General features: G+C 42.7%; 12 protein-coding genes. 8 read left to right on the top strand and 4 right to left on the bottom strand.

Features of this window, described 5'->3' with window-relative positions; translation table 11 throughout:
* Positions 1-2 precede the first annotated feature (2 nt).
* The 6 genes from ACPD8L_RS02375 to ACPD8L_RS02400 all read left to right on the top strand — a co-directional run bounded on the left by ACPD8L_RS02375 (position 3) and on the right by ACPD8L_RS02400 (position 7191).
* Entirely contained in the window at positions 3-788 is a 786-nt protein-coding gene (locus ACPD8L_RS02375) for a (Fe-S)-binding protein (protein ID WP_116219028.1), read from the top strand.
* 1 nt (position 789) lies between these two features.
* A complete protein-coding gene (locus tag ACPD8L_RS02380) occupies positions 790-1272 on the top strand; it encodes an ABC transporter ATPase (RefSeq protein WP_293300123.1) in 483 nt (160 codons plus the stop codon).
* Positions 1273-1364: 92 nt separating this feature from the next.
* Positions 1365-4277, top strand: coding sequence for a serine hydrolase domain-containing protein (locus ACPD8L_RS02385; RefSeq protein ID WP_421809234.1), 2913 nt, complete (start codon positions 1365-1367; stop codon positions 4275-4277).
* A 29-nt stretch (positions 4278-4306) separates the two neighbouring features.
* A complete protein-coding gene (gene bshA / locus ACPD8L_RS02390; protein ID WP_116219025.1) occupies positions 4307-5449 on the top strand; it encodes an N-acetyl-alpha-D-glucosaminyl L-malate synthase BshA in 1143 nt (380 codons plus the stop codon).
* 3 nt (positions 5450-5452) lie between these two features.
* Positions 5453-5899 (top strand): hypothetical protein, encoded by a 447-nt coding sequence (locus ACPD8L_RS02395; RefSeq protein ID WP_147300878.1) that lies wholly within the window; start codon positions 5453-5455, stop codon positions 5897-5899.
* Between the two features lie 119 nt (positions 5900-6018).
* Positions 6019-7191, top strand: coding sequence for an OmpA family protein (locus ACPD8L_RS02400; protein ID WP_421809235.1), 1173 nt, complete (start codon positions 6019-6021; stop codon positions 7189-7191).
* Positions 7192-7265: 74 nt separating this feature from the next.
* Here ACPD8L_RS02400 and ACPD8L_RS02405 read toward each other — a convergent pair whose 3' ends face one another.
* Both ACPD8L_RS02405 and ACPD8L_RS02410 read right to left on the bottom strand, forming a co-directional pair.
* Complete coding sequence (locus ACPD8L_RS02405) at positions 7266-8291, bottom strand: ATP-grasp domain-containing protein (protein WP_116219022.1); 1026 nt, start codon at positions 8289-8291, stop codon at positions 7266-7268.
* A 10-nt stretch (positions 8292-8301) separates the two neighbouring features.
* Positions 8302-9513, bottom strand: a complete 1212-nt coding sequence (locus tag ACPD8L_RS02410) for a phenylacetate--CoA ligase family protein (protein WP_423941685.1) — start codon at positions 9511-9513, stop codon at positions 8302-8304.
* A gap of 546 nt (positions 9514-10059) precedes the next feature.
* Here ACPD8L_RS02410 and ACPD8L_RS02415 point away from each other — a divergent pair.
* Positions 10060-12741, top strand: coding sequence for a fibronectin type III domain-containing protein (locus ACPD8L_RS02415; RefSeq protein WP_423941687.1), 2682 nt, complete (start codon positions 10060-10062; stop codon positions 12739-12741).
* 95 nt (positions 12742-12836) lie between these two features.
* Positions 12837-14210: a tyrosinase family protein gene (locus ACPD8L_RS02420; protein WP_293300138.1), complete on the top strand. Its 1374-nt coding sequence runs from the start codon at positions 12837-12839 to the stop codon at positions 14208-14210.
* An 89-nt stretch (positions 14211-14299) separates the two neighbouring features.
* On the opposite strand, the gene ACPD8L_RS02425 is transcribed toward ACPD8L_RS02420, so the two are convergent.
* Complete coding sequence (locus ACPD8L_RS02425; protein WP_116219018.1) at positions 14300-14662, bottom strand: heavy-metal-associated domain-containing protein; 363 nt, start codon at positions 14660-14662, stop codon at positions 14300-14302.
* Positions 14663-14674: 12 nt separating this feature from the next.
* Positions 14675-16834: a TonB-dependent receptor gene (locus ACPD8L_RS02430; protein ID WP_421809239.1), complete on the bottom strand. Its 2160-nt coding sequence runs from the start codon at positions 16832-16834 to the stop codon at positions 14675-14677.
* Between the last annotated feature and the right edge of the window lie 44 nt (positions 16835-16878).

A 16878-nucleotide genomic window follows, 5' to 3' on the forward strand; every position in this document is an offset into this window, starting at 1 on the left:
CTATGAGCGAGCAATTGACAGTGAAGACCATGCAGCAATTCATGGCCGAAGGCAAGCAGCCGGAAATATTGTTCTGGGTGGGCTCTGCTGGTAGTTATGATGACCGTGCCAAAAAGATAAGCCGTGCCTTTGTAAAGTTGCTGAATAAAGCTAAAGTGGATTTTGCCGTCTTGGGACCAGAGGAAAGTTCCACCGGAGACGTGGCCAAAAGGGCAGGAAATGAGTTTTTGTTCCAAATGCAGGCTATGATGAACATTGAATTGTTGAACGGCTATGAAATAAAGCGGATTGTAACCTGTGACCCACATTCCTTCAATACCCTTAAAAATGAATATCCAGGTCTTGGAGGAAAGTATGATGTAGTGCACCACACCCAATTCCTAAAGGAATTGTTGGATTCCGGACGTTTGACCATTGAAGGCAACACCTACAAAGGAAAACGCATCACCTTCCACGATCCCTGTTACTTAGGCCGTGCCAATTCGGTTTTTGAAGCGCCCAGGGAAGTACTCTCCAAAACAAACGCCGATTTGGTGGAAATGAAGCGACACAAGAGTAGGGCATTGTGCTGTGGAGCGGGAGGGGCACAAATGTTCAAAGAACCGGAAAAGGGAGATATGGACATTAATGTCTTACGTACAAAAGATGCTTTGGAGACCCAACCCAACATTATTGCAACAGGATGTCCCTATTGCAACACCATGATGACGGATGGCATCAAAGCCCATGAAAAAGAAGATACTGTTTCGGTTTTGGATGTGGCCGAACTTTTAGCAAACTCCATTTAGTATGTTGACAGATTTTAAAGACCTTCCAGGTCACTCAAGAATATGGATTTACCAATCCAACAGAAGTTTTACCGATGCAGAACTTAAAGAGATTGAAGAAAGCCTATCCGGATTTTTAAAGGAATGGACGGCCCATGGCAGTGAACTGCATGCAGGTTTTGAGATTCGATATAAAAGATTCATCATCATCGGGTTGGACCAGTCCAATACCGGCGCTTCGGGATGTTCCATAGACGCTTCGGTTCACTTTATCCAAAGTTTGGAACAGAAATACAATGTGGTTTTACTGGATAGAATGAACGTTTCCTTCAAACAGGGAGAGTTCGTCGCCTATAAACCATTGCAGGACTTCAAACGGATGGCAAAGGAAAAGGCGATATCCAAAAACACCATAGTCTTTAACAATTTGGTGGCCAGTAAATTAGAATATTTGGAGAATTGGGAAGTCCCTGCCAGTGAAAGTTGGCATGCCCGTTTTGTATAGCAATGCTCTTAAATTATCTTAATTTCTGTGCATTCTTCGATGAAATGCAATATTTTTATATGCTATAAGTTCATGTCATAGGCAAGATATTTATGCGATTAAACTACTACTTTCCCTTTCTTTTATTGTTCAGTGTGTGCCTAAGCGGTCAAAATGATCCTTTGGTTGTGAAAGATTCTTTGGCCCAAGTCCATTGGGTGGAAGGGCAATACCAAAAAATGTCCTTGGAAGAACGGGTGGGGCAACTCTTCATGGTGAGCATTGCTTCAAATCAAGATAAGGCCGCCACGGATAAAATAACCACATTGGTGAAGGAACAGGGTATTGGCGGGGTCATTTTTTTACCGGGCAGCCCTGTAAAACAGGCAAAACTGACCAATACTTACCAATCAGAATCTAAAATTCCTCTTTTAATCGGGTTGGATGCTGAATGGGGACTTGCCATGCGGTTGGATTCAACCTATGCCTTTCCTTGGAACATGACCTTGGGGGCCATTCAGGATAACAAAACTGTGGAAAAGGTAGGGTATCAGATAGGAAAACATGCCAAACGCTTGGGGGTGCACATCAACTTTGCACCAGACCTGGATGTGAACAACAATCCCAAGAACCCTATCATTGGGAACCGTTCTTTTGGGGAAGACCCTATAAATGTGGGCCAGAAGGGTGTGGCCTTTGCAAAGGGTATGGAAGCAGCTGGGGTTCTTTCATGTGGGAAACATTTTCCCGGTCATGGCGATACGGCTACAGACTCCCATAAGGCATTGCCCATCATTACTTCAAATAGGGAACGATTGGATTCCATTGAACTTTATCCGTTCAATAAGGCCATCAATAATGGTCTGAGTTCGGTGATGATTGCTCATTTGGCAGTTCCAAGCTTGGAAGAAAGGGAGGGCTTTCCTTCCTCACTCTCCAAAAGTATTGTGGTAGATCTGCTTCAAAATGAAATGGGTTTCAAGGGATTGGTCTTTACCGATGCCCTGAACATGAAGGCCGTTTCTGAGTTCGCACCGGACGGAGAGGTGGAGCTACAAGCGTTTTTGGCTGGAAATGACATGTTGCTGATGCCTGTGGATGTGCTGTCGGCCAAGAAAAAACTGATGGAGGCCTACGAAGCCGGGACCATTACCGAAGAACGCCTTTCCCATTCCGTAAAGAAGATTTTGATGGCCAAATACAAGGCCGGATTGTCCGATTATAAGCCCATTGCCTTGGAAAACCTTTATGAGGATTTAAATGGAATCGAGAACGATGTACTTTATGAAGAGGCCATTGAGGGCGCCATTACCGTAGCCAAAAACAATTTCTCCTTGATGCCCATCAAAAAATTGGAGAACAAAAAAATAGCCTATGTCCATTTTGGGGATGATGAGGGAGCACCTTTTTTGGATGCACTGAACCAATATTTCAAGGTTACAGCCATCAAGGCAAAGGACATCGCCGGATATCGTAAAGAGTTGACCAATTACAATTTGGTGATCATAGGGTTCCACAAAAGCAATGCAAGCCCTTGGAAAGGGTATAAATTCTCCAAGAATGAGATTTTTTGGCTGGAGGAAATATCGCGTTTGCGTACCAGCAATACCATTTTGACCCTTTTTGCCAAACCCTATGCCCTGTTGGATGTATTGAACTTTGATGCAATGGATGGTGTGGTGGTAGCCTATCAGAACAGTAAAATTGCCCAAGAAAAAGCTGCGGAGGTCATTTTTGGTGCCATTGGCGCCGATGGTAAACTCCCGGTTTCCGCGCATCCAGAGTTTCCGGTAAACACCGGGGAGAAACTGAAATCCTTGAAGCGTTTGGGCTATAGCATCCCGGAACGGGTAGGGTTGAGTTCCACAGGACTTGCCGAAGTGGACAGTTTGGTGCATTCCGGTCTGGATTCCTTGATGTTTCCCGGGGCACAGGTTTTGGTGGCGAGAAAAGGTAAGGTGGTCTATAACAAAAGTTTTGGAAAACCTACTTATGATTCCACAAGACACGTGAATACCAACTCCATTTATGATTTGGCGTCGCTGACCAAAATATTGTCTACCCTGCCTTTGATCATGAAAATGGAGGAAGAGGGAAAGATTGCCCTAAACAATACCTTTCAAGAGTTGGTGCCGGAATATGGGGATACTGAACTAAAGGATGTAACCGTGCTCAAGGCGTTGTCCCATTACGGTCGCCTTCCGGCTTGGATCGCTTTTTATCTGGACACGCTTACCAAGGAAAGAAAACCGTCCGATGAATTTTATAGAAAGTCACCCACAGAAGGGTATTCCTATCAGGTAGCCGATCATTTGTATCTCACTAATGCCTATAAAGATTCCATCTACGATAGAATAGGAAGGCAGAGTTTGAAATCCAATCGCTACAGATATAGTGATGTGGGCTATTATGTTTTTAAGAAATACATTGAGGACACTTATGGTAAGCCTATTGATGAGCTTATCAGTGAGTTTCTCTATACGCCTTTGGGACTGCAGCATACGGCGTTTAACCCCTTGCATAAGTTTCCCAAAGATGAAATAGTCCCTTCCGAAGAGGATGATTACTACAGGTACCAGACCATTCAGGGATATGTCCACGATATGGGAGCGGCCATGCAGGGCGGAGTAGGGGGGCATGCCGGACTGTTCAGTACGGCCAGTGATGTGGCCAAGATCATGCAGATGTACCTGCAGGGCGGATATTACGGAGGGGTTCGTTTTTTTAATGATAGGACCGTGAAAAAATTCAATACCTGTTATTTCTGCAATAAAAATGTACGACGCGGGGTGGGATTTGATAAACCCCAATTGGAAGAGAGTGGGCCAACCTGTGGTTGCGTATCCCATAAGAGTTTTGGACATAGTGGCTTTACGGGAACGTATACTTGGGCAGACCCTGATGCAGAGTTGGTCTATGTGTTCTTGTCCAACCGAACCTACCCATCGGCCACCAATACCTTGTTGATCAAGTCTGGTCTTAGGACGAGGATACAACAAGCTATTTATGATTCTATTATAAATTAAGAAGCAAATATTACCGTAGCTTTGTTTTCATGAAAATTGCAATTGTTTGTTATCCCACTTTTGGGGGAAGTGGTGTTGTTGCCACCGAATTGGGAATAGCCTTGGCGGAAAGAGGGCATGAAGTGCACTTTATTACCTATAAACAACCGGTTCGATTGGGACTTTTAGGGAACAACATCCATTTTCACGAGGTCCATGTTCCCGAGTATCCCCTGTTTCATTATCAACCCTATGAGCTGGCATTGTCCAGTAAGTTGGTGGATACCATAAAATTGTATGAGATCGAGTTGCTGCACGTGCATTATGCCATTCCTCACGCCTATGCGGGCTATATGGCCAAGAAGATGCTTCAGGAGTATGGGATTTTTATTCCTATGATCACAACCTTGCACGGAACCGATATCACTTTGGTGGGCAAACACCCATTCTATAAGCCCGCTGTTACCTTCAGTATCAATAAATCCGATGTGGTCACCTCCGTTTCCGAGGCCTTGAAAAAAAGTACGTTGGATCTTTTTGAGATTGAAAGAGATATTGAGGTGATTCCCAACTTTATAGAAAAAACCAAGTACAGTACGGAATATACCGATTGCCAACGTTCTTTGATGGCCAAGGACAATGAGCGTATCATAACCCATATCAGTAACTTTAGAAAGGTAAAGCGCATTCCTGACGTTATTCGGGTGTTCCATCGTATTCAAAAGGAAATTCCTTCAAAATTGATTATGGTGGGAGAGGGGCCCGAAAAGGAAAGTGCTGAGCAGATGTGTGATGATTTAGGCCTGAAGGATAAAGTGTTGTTCTTGGGCAATAGTACTGAAATTGATAGGATTCTCTGTTTTTCAGATCTCTTCCTGTTACCCTCGGAAACGGAAAGTTTTGGTTTGGCCGCCTTGGAAGCCATGATCAACAAGGTTGCGGTGGTTTCCAGTAATACGGGAGGTATTCCAGAAGTGAACATTGATGGAGTTTCGGGCTTCTTGTCCAATGTGGGTGATGTGGATGATATGGCCTCCAAGGCCCTACAGATCTTGAGGGACGACCAAACTTTGGAAAAATTCAAACAAAACGCATACAACGTAGCTTCCAAGTTTGATATTATCAATATTTTGCCCCTGTATGAAGAAATCTACGAGAAAGCCTATAATTCCAGGTTCAAGAATACCGTTTAATATATGAAATATGCCTTGTCTTTGCTGATGTTGATTGGGTTGCTTTCCTGTAAGGCGCAGTCCCTATATGGGGAAAAAATGGAAGATTTGGTTTTGGTGGCGCATGATGGATACAGTGGTATTTCTGAGTATGAGACCATGGTTATACAGGATACCAAGTCGTTGAACAAATTCTATGCACAGATCAACAAGACCAGAAAGCCTGGTCTTCCTGTTCCAAGTATTGATTTTTCAACCGAAACGGTTTTGGTCGTCTGCTTGGGAGAACTTCAAGGAGAAAAGGAACCAATGCTATCAAGAATTCAGCAGACCGAAGACGAACTATTGGTAGCGATAGAACTATCCAATCCGGCAAAAGAAGAAGGATTCCAAGCTGTTTCGCACCCTTTTTATTTGTATAAAATGCCACGTACCCCAAAGGAAATCCATTTTCAAAAGGTAGGGTGGTAAACCCAAAATAACTTTCCTTTTTTTGCGTCTCATCGAAAATTAAAGCACTTGAAAGTGCAAACTTCTCCTTTTTGGCATGTTGGCCTAGCTTTGTTATCAATAACCTCAAATCTTACATAATGAATATTTCAAGATTGGCCTGTGTGGCTTTGGCATGTATTTTAACCACATCTACTTTTTCCCAAGAACCAGAATTGGAGCTGACCAAGAAAGATAGCATTGTAAACAGCTATTGGCTTGTTTCTTTGGGAACCAACATAGTGGATGATTCCGGACATGAGTTTAGCAGACTTTTTGATATGGAAGATGCCTGGAACATGGTACCTTACCCCTCCAGAATTAGTGTTGGCCGCTATTTTAAGAATGGATTGGGATTGGAAGCCATTGGTAGCTATAACCAATACAAGGAAGGAAAGACCATTGATAAAGTGGTCAATCCTGAGGACAAAGATTACTTTGGAATTGATTTTAGGGTAAGCTATGACCTAAATATGATTTTGGGGGAAACCGGATTTTTTGACCCCTATATTGGTATTGGTGCCGGTTACACTGACGCGAATAATCAAGGTAGGGGAACTTACAACGCCGTGGCGGGATTTAGGACATGGTTCTCTGACCATTGGGGGTTGGATTTCAATACTACGGGAAAATGGGCAATGAGTACGGATAATGCCACAAATCACATTCAACACGCATTGGGTGTTGCCTACAGGTTTGATGTGGAAAAAGGACTTTCCAGAAAAGGACAGGAAAAATTGGCCTTGTTGGAAGAAATGGAAAAAGAGCAACAAAGGGTTCAGGATTCCATAGCAAAAGCAGAAGAAGCCCGCTTGTTGGCGGAACGTTTACAAAGGGAAAAGGAAGCTGCCGAATTGGCCGCTGCCGAGAAAGCCAAAAAAGAGGCCGAGGAAGCAAGACGAGCTACCCTTCAGAACAAAATCAATCAATTGGGCAATGTGTACTTTAGATTGAATTCATCTTACCTCACCTCAAAGGACAAGGAATTGTTGGATGAGCTTGTGTCCATTATGGAAAGTGAACCTAAACTGACCATTAAGATTGCTGCACATACAGATTCCAGAGGTACACACCAATACAATCAGTGGCTGTCCGAGAGAAGGGCTGAACGTACGGTAGAGTATGTGATTTCCAAGGGAATATCTCAAGATCGTATACAGCATGAAGCTTTTGGAGAGACACAATTGGTGAACGATTGTGCGGATGGGGTACGTTGTACAGAGGAACAGCACTCCAAAAACAGAAGGTCGGAATTCAAGATAATAAACCTGTAGATAGGGTTGACATATAGAAAAAAGCCGAGCATTAGCTCGGCTTTTTTATTTTGTTTAGAGATAAGCTATGCTTATTACCAATTTTTTATCGGGATAAGTCTGTCACATTTAGAGAACATCAATCCTTCTTTAAAGTTGTTGAACCGGTCCACAGAGTCGTCCCCATTGAGCCAAGCAAGATAAATGGCAGGAGTGTTTATTCCAGCTTCGTGTGAAAAGGGATATCCTCCACCAAATCTTGGGTTCATCTCCAAATAATACACCTTTCCATTACTTACAAAAAAGTCGCAGTCCATGTTTCCAATATGCTTGGTCTTTTCAGCAATGGTTTGTGCTATTTTAGAGAACTCCTTGTTTATTACAGATAATGCTTTATCCGTTTCACCAGACCTCATACCCATTTTTTTTCGGATGAATGAGCCATAATGATTTCCTTGAAAATCGTTTAGGATGTCTATTCCATATTCGTCCCCATTTATTTTTTCTTGGATAAGGATACTTTTTTCAATATCGTCCGCACTGGCATCCTTAAGAATGGATTTTTTGATTTTGATACGTTGCAATTCATAGGCCAATGCAAGTTCTTCTTCATTTTCAACCACATCAATGGCTATGGAGGCGCTTCCCCATCTGGGTTTAATGACAAGGGGGTATTCCAACTCACCATTTTCCAATGCTTTTTGGGCATCAAAAAGGGTCAGATACGTCTTGGGGGTATCTACCCCAACTTCCTTGAAAAAGTTGAATGTTTTCCATTTGTCAAAGGCAATGTCAATTACATTGGGGGCAGATATAATTACCTTGGCCCCAAGACTTTCAAGTTCTTCCTTGTGTTTGGCCAAAATGGGCAGCTCCAAATCATTGAGTGAAATGATCGCATTGATTTCATGTGTTTTTATGAGCTCCTTTAATTTTCCGATATATTCTTTATCATAGATGGAAGGGACCTCCAAAGCTACATCGGCATCAACTAACGCCGGTGCCGACAATTGATTGTCAGCCGCCAATATGAGTCCATTGCCCTGTAAGGCCTCTTTAAAATAGTTGATCAAATAGTTTCTGCGGCCCGCACAGGTAAATAGGATGTGGTTTGGTTTCATAAAAGGAATACTAAACGGAAAGGGATTTTTCTTTTGATATATTTTTTTCAGTTAAGAGATTTCGACTGATTTTTCTTTTTTTCGAATTTAATAGGGGAATTTCATTCACATACTCCATTTTTACCTTGGCATCTTGGCCTACATAGGACTTGAATAAGCTTAGGAGCTCTTCTTCTCTATTAAAAGAGTCATCCATATTTATTTTGATAGTGTAGGTTGCATTGTCTACCTGTAAAAATTGGATTTGTTTGACCTCTGGATATTTTGGAATGATACTCATGAACTTAAAAGGACTTATCATGGAACCCATAGTATCCAATAGAATATCCGATTTTCTTCCTTCCACTGTTTTCAATACAGGGAAAGGTTGATCGGGATCGATCGCTATGGCGCCAACATCTCCAGTATCGTACCTGATCATGGGGGTGGCATGGTTGTATAGGTCGGTAATCACAATACGGCCCAATTCGCCATGTTTCACAGGTCTGTCAGAGTTGAAATCCAATATTTCAAGTATGTAACTGGCCCAATTTATGACAAAATAATTACTGCTGGCGGTCTGTTGTGCTATGATACCATTTTCAAAGTTTGAATACCTGGAGACCATAGGGGTATCAAAGTAATACCACATTCTACTACGGACATCATCACTCAGGTTTTCAGACATTCCTATGATGGACTTGATGTTGCAATGAATTGGTTTTGAATTGATAGCATCTAAATAGTCACATATTTTTTCAAGACCGGAAGGATAGCCCAGCCATCCCTTTGGGGATTTGTTTTTTTGGAGTTTTGTCAACAAATGCTGAATTTTTTCACCTTCCAAATCCTCTATATTGATCGGGGAAATGTTCTGTATTAAGGCAGGTATTCTTTTCTTCCTAAGCTCTTTGGTCCATAGTCTTACATAGAGTAATTTGTCACCAATGGTAAATCCAGCTTGCTTCGCAAAATAAATGGTATCCGCCGTGTTCCTATTTTTTTTCTCTTGATTCTGATATATCATGAAAGGGACCCCCGTAGAGCCACTGGTGAAAATTTTGTTGACCTTTTTTTCCTTGGAAGATGTAGTCACCAATCCCTCAAAATGTTCTTTTATAACATTCTTGTTGACAACAGGGAAATCTTGGAGGGAAGTATATGTTTTGCGGTTCTTGTAGAATTCGGTTTCATTTACGGCTAGATCCAACAAGTTTTTTAAGGCAGGATTGTTCTTATCCATCAGTAAATCAAATGACCCAAGAGAAAAAGAGGCTTCTATGTCTCTTAAGTTTTTTTTGATTTTACCCCCTTTCACCGCATCTAAAATCCAGAACATTTTGTTCCTCGCGAGGTTAAAAAAGTTGTGTTCCATTTTTAATAGAGGTTAAGACAAATTTTTAAAAAATAGGGCGGATAACTAAAGGTCCAACTAGGTCGTACCTTTAATTTGAAACCAAATTACGCTAAATGTCACAAATACTCTTAAAGAATACATTATATTTTAAGTTAAACGCTCCCAAATGGTTCAAAAATAATAGCTGATACACTCATGCCCCGAGGGCTATTGGGAATCAGGTTTGGCCCGAACGTACATGGTAATAACGAACAAAGTTGGGTATGAAGTATGTATTGCTATATTACCCAATCTTCATAGAGGGGCAATTATGTGGTACTCAAAGTGTTTTTTTGCGTTTCATCGATAATTTTTAGGTCCAGGTCCCCTTTTTCTATAACACACTATATTTTTGTAATGTTCCCTTGTTCGTATAAAAACACCGCCAAGAAAATGATTTTCAAAAGAGTTTTACCCCTAATTTTGATTTTAGGTTTCCCTAGTACTTTTTTTTCTCAAAATCTACATGTCGAATCCAATGCAGCTTCCATAGAAAATGAAGCAAATGCCACAACAGGATGGATAGGAGATGCGACCATTACCTCAGATGGAACTGATGCCCAGTCTGGTAGTTTTTCAATTAGAGCGGTATCTACTAGCGCCAATGGTAGGATTTTGGAATATTATTTTGATGCCGTTGTAGGGGAAGACTATGTCATACGAATTTGGGCGAAGGAAGGCCCTAAGGGGACGGTGCCAGGCGCTCCTGCATTTGCAGCTTGGGCCGGGATGGCGGGGTTTTCCGTTACAGAGATTTCTGGAACTGAGTGGGCCGAATATGTTTTTAATGTTAGAGCTACCACATCTAGACCTAGGATAAGGGTGTATACAAGTCCATCCTCTACAAGCACTATCGCAGGGAACACTGTTTTGATAGATGCCGTGTCCATAGTTGTTGCCGGTAGTGACACCGAAGCCCCCAGTGCGGTTACGGACTTGTCCTCTTCCAATACAACATCAACCGGTACGGATTTAACTTGGAGCGCATCCACGGACAACATAGGGGTGACCAACTACGAAGTTTTCAGGGATGGTGTGAGCATAGCCAATACGGGTACTGCCACCACCTTCAATGTGACCGGCCTGTCACCGGAGACAAGCTATAATTTTACGGTATTTGCCGAAGATGCGGCAGGGAACACCTCTACGGTGAGCAACACAGTAAATGTGAATACGTTGGCGGGAACAGATACCGAAGCCCCCAGTGCGGTCACGGACCTTGGCTCTTCCAATACTACGTCAACCGGTACGGACCTGACCTGGAGTGCATCCACGGACAACATCGGGGTCACCAACTATGAGGTCTTCAGGGATGGTGTGAGCATTGCCAATACGGGAACAACCACAACTTTTAATGTGACCGGCCTATCGCCGGAGACAAGCTATAATTTTACGGTATTTGCCGAAGATGCGGCAGGGAACACCTCTGCGGTGAGCAACACGGAGACCGTCAACACCTTGGCGGCACCGGACACGGAGGCCCCCAGTACGGTCACGGACCTGAGCTCTTCCAATACTACGTCAACCGGTACTGATCTGGCCTGGAGTGCATCCACGGACAATGTGGGGGTGACCAACTACGAAGTTTTCAGGGATGGTGTAAGCATTGCCAATACGGGAACGACAACGACCTTCAATGTTACTGGACTATCACCAAGTACAAGCTATGATTTCACGGTATTTGCCGAAGATGCGGCAGGGAACACCTCTGCGGTGAGCAACACGGAGACCGTGAACACACCAGGGGTTCCGGATACGGAGGCTCCCAGTGCGGTCACGGACCTTGGCTCTTCCAATACTACGTCAACCGGTACTGATCTGGCCTGGAGTGCATCCACGGACAACATCGGGGTCACCAACTATGAGGTCTTCAGGGACGGTGTGAGCATTGCCAATACGGGAACAACCACAACTTTTAATGTGACCGGCCTGTCGCCGGAGACAAGCTATGATTTCACGGTATTTGCCGAAGATGCGGCAGGGAACACCTCTGCGGTGAGCAACACGGAGACCGTTAACACCTTGGCGGCACCGGACACGGAGGCCCCCAGTGCGGTTACGGACCTGAGCTCTTCCAATACTACGTCAACCGGTACTGATCTGGCCTGGAGTGCATCCACGGACAATGTGGGGGTGACCAACTACGAAGTTTTCAGGGATGGTGTGAGCATCGCCAATACGGGTGCTGCCACGACCTTCAATGTTACTGGACTATCGCCAAGTACAAGCTATAATTTCACGGTATTTGCCGAAGATGCGGCAGGGAACACCTCTGCGGTGAGCAACACGGAGACCGTGAACACACCAGCGGTTCCGGATACGGAGGCTCCCAGTGCGATCACGGACCTTGGCTCTTCCAATACAACATCAACCGGCACCAGTTTGTCCTGGAGTGCATCCACGGACAATGTAGGGGTGACCAACTACGAGGTTTTCAGGGATGGCGTGAGTATCGGCAGCTCAGGTACAGCTACCACGTTCAATGTGACCGGACTCACACCAAGTACCAGCTACGATTTCACCGTATTTGCGGAAGATCTAGCAGGAAACACCTCCACGGTCAGCAATACAGAAACAGTGACCACTTCAGCCGGAGGTGGAGTAGTGGACTATACTTCAGAGAACTCCAATCTCACCACCGTGGATTGGACCGCAAGGGATTTGTTTGCCGATCGTAATGTAGGAATTGGTACCACAGATACACAGGGGTATAGATTGGCTGTCGCAGGTAATGTGATTGCAGAAGGGGTTCGTGTTGAACTTCAAGGAAATTGGCCTGATTTTGTTTTTCACGATCAGTTTGATTTGTTGAAATTGGAAGAAATCAGAAAATATATCCAAGAGCATGGACACTTGCCCAATATCCCAAGTGCCAAGCAGATTGAGGAAGAGGGAATCGATCTTGGAACCATGAATGCAAAATTATTGCAGAAAATAGAAGAGCTTACTCTTTACGTTTTAAGTCAAAATGATGAAATAAAAGAGTTGAAGGAAGAGAATGAGAAAATGAAGGATCTGCTGAAAAGATTGGAGAGAATAGAAAAAAAAATGGATGTGAACGGCTCATCCCATTGATAATGAATGGTAATTTGAAAAAGTCACATGACATCTTTTCTAAAACAGATGACCATCAATTAAAATATTAGCATTTGCCACAGTTCTGTTAACCTATGAAAAAAAAATACTTTTTAGTTTATATTGCTGCAATTTGTCTTTTTGTCCAAGTGAGTGTTGGACAAAGTATCCGTAAGGGGTTTGATGAAATGACCGATTATGAGAAAACTGAGTTGGTAAATGCATTTTATCTCTTAAGGGAAGGCCCGGATTTATTTAATGATTTGGCCCAATTTCATGGTGATTTCTTCAACTTTGACAATACTGCGGACCCAACAAGACTTGATTTACACTTTAATCTTCCCGATGAGGCCGAACGGGAAATTTTCTTGGCTTGGCACCGTAGACAAATGTTTGAAATGGAACAAGCTGTCCAGGACATCAACCCGGAAATAAGCTTGGCGTTTTGGGATTCTTCCATATACCAATCATCTACGGATGCCCTTTGGGACGATGATCTTTTGGGGACTTTTGATGAAAATTGGAGTTTGAACCGGAATTTTGGAGAAGGAGGACCGTTACCCACCCCAATGGATGTAAGCAATCTAATGAACGCTACCGATTTCTTTGTTTTTAGCAATGCTTTGGAAAGACAAGCCGTGCACCGTGGGGCACACGTTTGGACAGGAGGTGCAATGCCTACTACATTGTCTCCAAGGGACCCCGTGTTCTATTTTCACCATTCCTTTGTAGATAAGGTTTGGGTAGAGTGGGAGGCTATTCATGGAACATCTGCATTCATAACAACTTCCATGTTGCGTTACGACGGCACATATGTTTTTGATGGACAGACGCTTCCTTTGGTTGATCCCAATGATATTACCGATACTAGAGTGTTGGGAGTGTTTTATGCGGAAAATGGACTGGCCCAGTTGGACAATTATATAGTAAGTAACACCTATAATCCGGAAGAAATCTTTTATTATCAATATAATATAGAAGCTGGCAATAACTTTATAGTACCTGCCGGCACTTCGGCAAGATTTGAATCTGTTAACCAAATTGATCTAACCCCAGGTTTTGAGGCTTCTGCAGGTTCTTCTTTCCAAGCTAGTATTGATGTGGAGAATGGGGGCATTTCGGGTAAATCTGGAGTCATTAGAAAGAAAAACCCATATGATTTCTCCCCAATGCTTCTCGAACCCATTGTATGGGAAGAGGGAGGGGATTTGTTGGATGATAAGCCTATTATTATTACGGCACATCCTAATCCTTTTACGGAAAAGATTACTATAAACCTAAGTAAACGCAAGGATTGCGTGATAGAAGTATTCAACATGATGGGTATGTTGATTAGGGAAGAAGCTTTCCAAAATACCGATACCTTGGTGATTAAAAATTTATATGGCCTCTCCGTTGGGTTCTATGTAATAAGGGTCACCGATGCCAATGGTAAAATACTGGTGGTCAAACGAGTTGTTAAAATGTAATCTTATAAATAAGATACTTCATAATATAAAAGGAGGGCATTTGCCCTCCTTTTTTGTTTTAAAACCTTGTTTGTATCTGATGGAACCCATCAATGTTTTCCATGGTCCATATGTATGCTTGCGGGGTCTCTGTATTTACAGCATTCCGGTAAGTTGTCATAGACCTCGTCTGGTGCTGTGAACCCTTCTGAGTCATGCCCGACTTCTGCAATTCTTTTTTTGATGTCCGATATGGAACATTTCCTCTCATCGATGATGGCATGGAACTCTTTTGTGTCCGCATTCCAGGAAGTAAACTTTACCCCTTTGATCTTTATGGCAGCTTTTTCAATGCGATTTTTGCACATGCCGCAATTTCCTTTTATCTCAAAAGTAACCGATTTGTTTTTCTCTTGACCATGGCCAATGGAAACCAGCATTACTGTAAAAACGGCAAATAGTATTGTTTTCATATGGAATAGAGTTTAAATTTTATATCTAAAGCCCGCATAATAGGTGTTGCCCAGAACAGGGCCGTATAAGATGGTACTGTCAAAATATGGGCCAAAAGGATTGTTACTCGACAAAATCGGTTCTTTTTGGGTAAAGTTCCCTATGTTTTCCCCACCAATATAAAGTTCAAATTTATTGGAGAATACCCGTGTAATCTGCGTATTTACCAAAACATATCCTTCGGAATGGGTGGGTAGTTGATACGCTTCAGGATTGGAACTCGTGTTGGGCAATCTTTGTTTTCCGAGCCAATTTGATGTGATATCGAAACGCCATTGCCTTTCATACTTTTTCTGTGTTTCGTAGCCTAGGTTGACAAAGAATCGGTACGAAGGTTGTAATGGTTTTGTCAATCGGCCACTGTTGTAATCGGCGATTACATCAAAGTATTTGTAGGTGGTTCTTAAATGGAAATCTTGGAGGATTTCATAGTTAAGATCGATTTGTAGGCTATTGGATCTACTTTTTCCATCCAGATTATAAAAAGCTATTTCCCTCGGATTTTCCCAGTCTACGATGATTTGGTCCTCAAATGATGTTCTGTAAAAATCAATGGAAAAATCCAAGACCCTGTTCCATAAATATAGTTTTTGAATGAAACTTACCCCATAGTTCCATGCTTTTTCCGGCCTTAAACCATAATAGTTGCCGCCAGTACCGTTTATCACGATCTGTCTAGAGGAAGCAAAAAGTTGTTGATTCTCCGAAAAAATATTGGTCCCACGCTTTCCTCTCCCAAATGAGGCCCTAAAACTGGCCTTGTCCCATAAAGATTGTCTCAAATGGAACCTGGGGGTAACAAAATTACCCAAATTATTACTGTGGTCGGCGCGTATGCCTGCTTCAAAACTTAGACCTTCCAGATTGTCATAAGTGTATTCAAAGAAGGCACCAATGGTATTGTCGTTTCGGTTAAAAGAAGACGAATTTACGGTCTCTTTGTAACCGTCGTGGGTTAAACTTAATCCCGTTTTGAATTTATGCTGGGTGCTTCCTATGATGCTATTGAAAATCAAATTTGAATAAAAAGCATTCTGGTTTATGTCATAGAGGTTCAGCCCATAAAAAGAATTTTGATCGTGGGAACTAAATGCAGTTTGAAATCCAAAACTTTGATAGGGTAGGTCGGGAAACACATATCCCACTTTAGCAGACAGGTCCCATCGGGAGGTATTGATTTCACTACCCCATGAATTGGAGGTGAGCTTATCGGTATCCGGATTGAAATCAGATTGACCGATTTCCTTGGAATCAGATAGGTATTGCATATTTAAATAGCTTACCCAACCGTTCTCCGGATTTAGGTATTGCCACCGGTTCATGAAATTGACTTGTTTGGCAAGTGGAGTATCTAGAAATGAATCCTTATTACGATCTATATGCCCGTTTCTTAAATTGGCATGGATGTAGAACCCAACACCAAGAAAATCGGAAATATTATGGTTTACTCGAGAGTTGAACTCATAGCGCTCATAGTTGTTTGCGTACATATTGACAAAAAAACGCTTGTCTGCCAAAGGCTTTACCAATTCACTGTTGATATGCCCTGAAATACTCTCAAAACCATTGAGCACGCTTCCAGCCCCTTTCGTAATTTGAATGCTTTCAATCCAGGAGCCGGGGGTAAAAGAAAGTCCAAATACCTGCGATGCACCCCTTATGGATGGCATATTTTCTTGGGTGAACATCAGGTACGGGCTATTTAGTCCCAACATCTGTACTTGTTTGGCCCCTAAAATGGCATCGGAAATGTTTACATCCACGGTAGGATTGGTTTCAAAACTTTCAGAGAGATTGCAACATGCGGCTTTTAGCATTTCTCTGCCGTCCACTGCCACCACGTTCTGTACCTTGAAGAGCGATTTCTGTAAGGGGGCAAACTCCTTTTCCACGATTACTTCCTCCAATACCACATTGGGGTATAGTACAATATTGCCAAGACTGGGCCTGTTTACGGGAATGGTATCCGAGCGGTGCCCAATGGAGCTAACAACAAGAAACTTATAATCTTTGTTAAAAGGAATTTTAAAGTTTCCCGATAGATCGGTGGTTGTTCCTATTGTACTGGATAACCAATAGACATTTACATCTGGTAACCCAATGGTTTTTCCCTTATCATTATATTCCAACACTCTTCCCGTAACTTGGAGTTGTGAAAAGCAATTGATAGTAAAAA

This window comes from Flagellimonas algicida, assembly GCF_049629585.1.
Lineage (GTDB): Bacteria > Bacteroidota > Bacteroidia > Flavobacteriales > Flavobacteriaceae > Flagellimonas.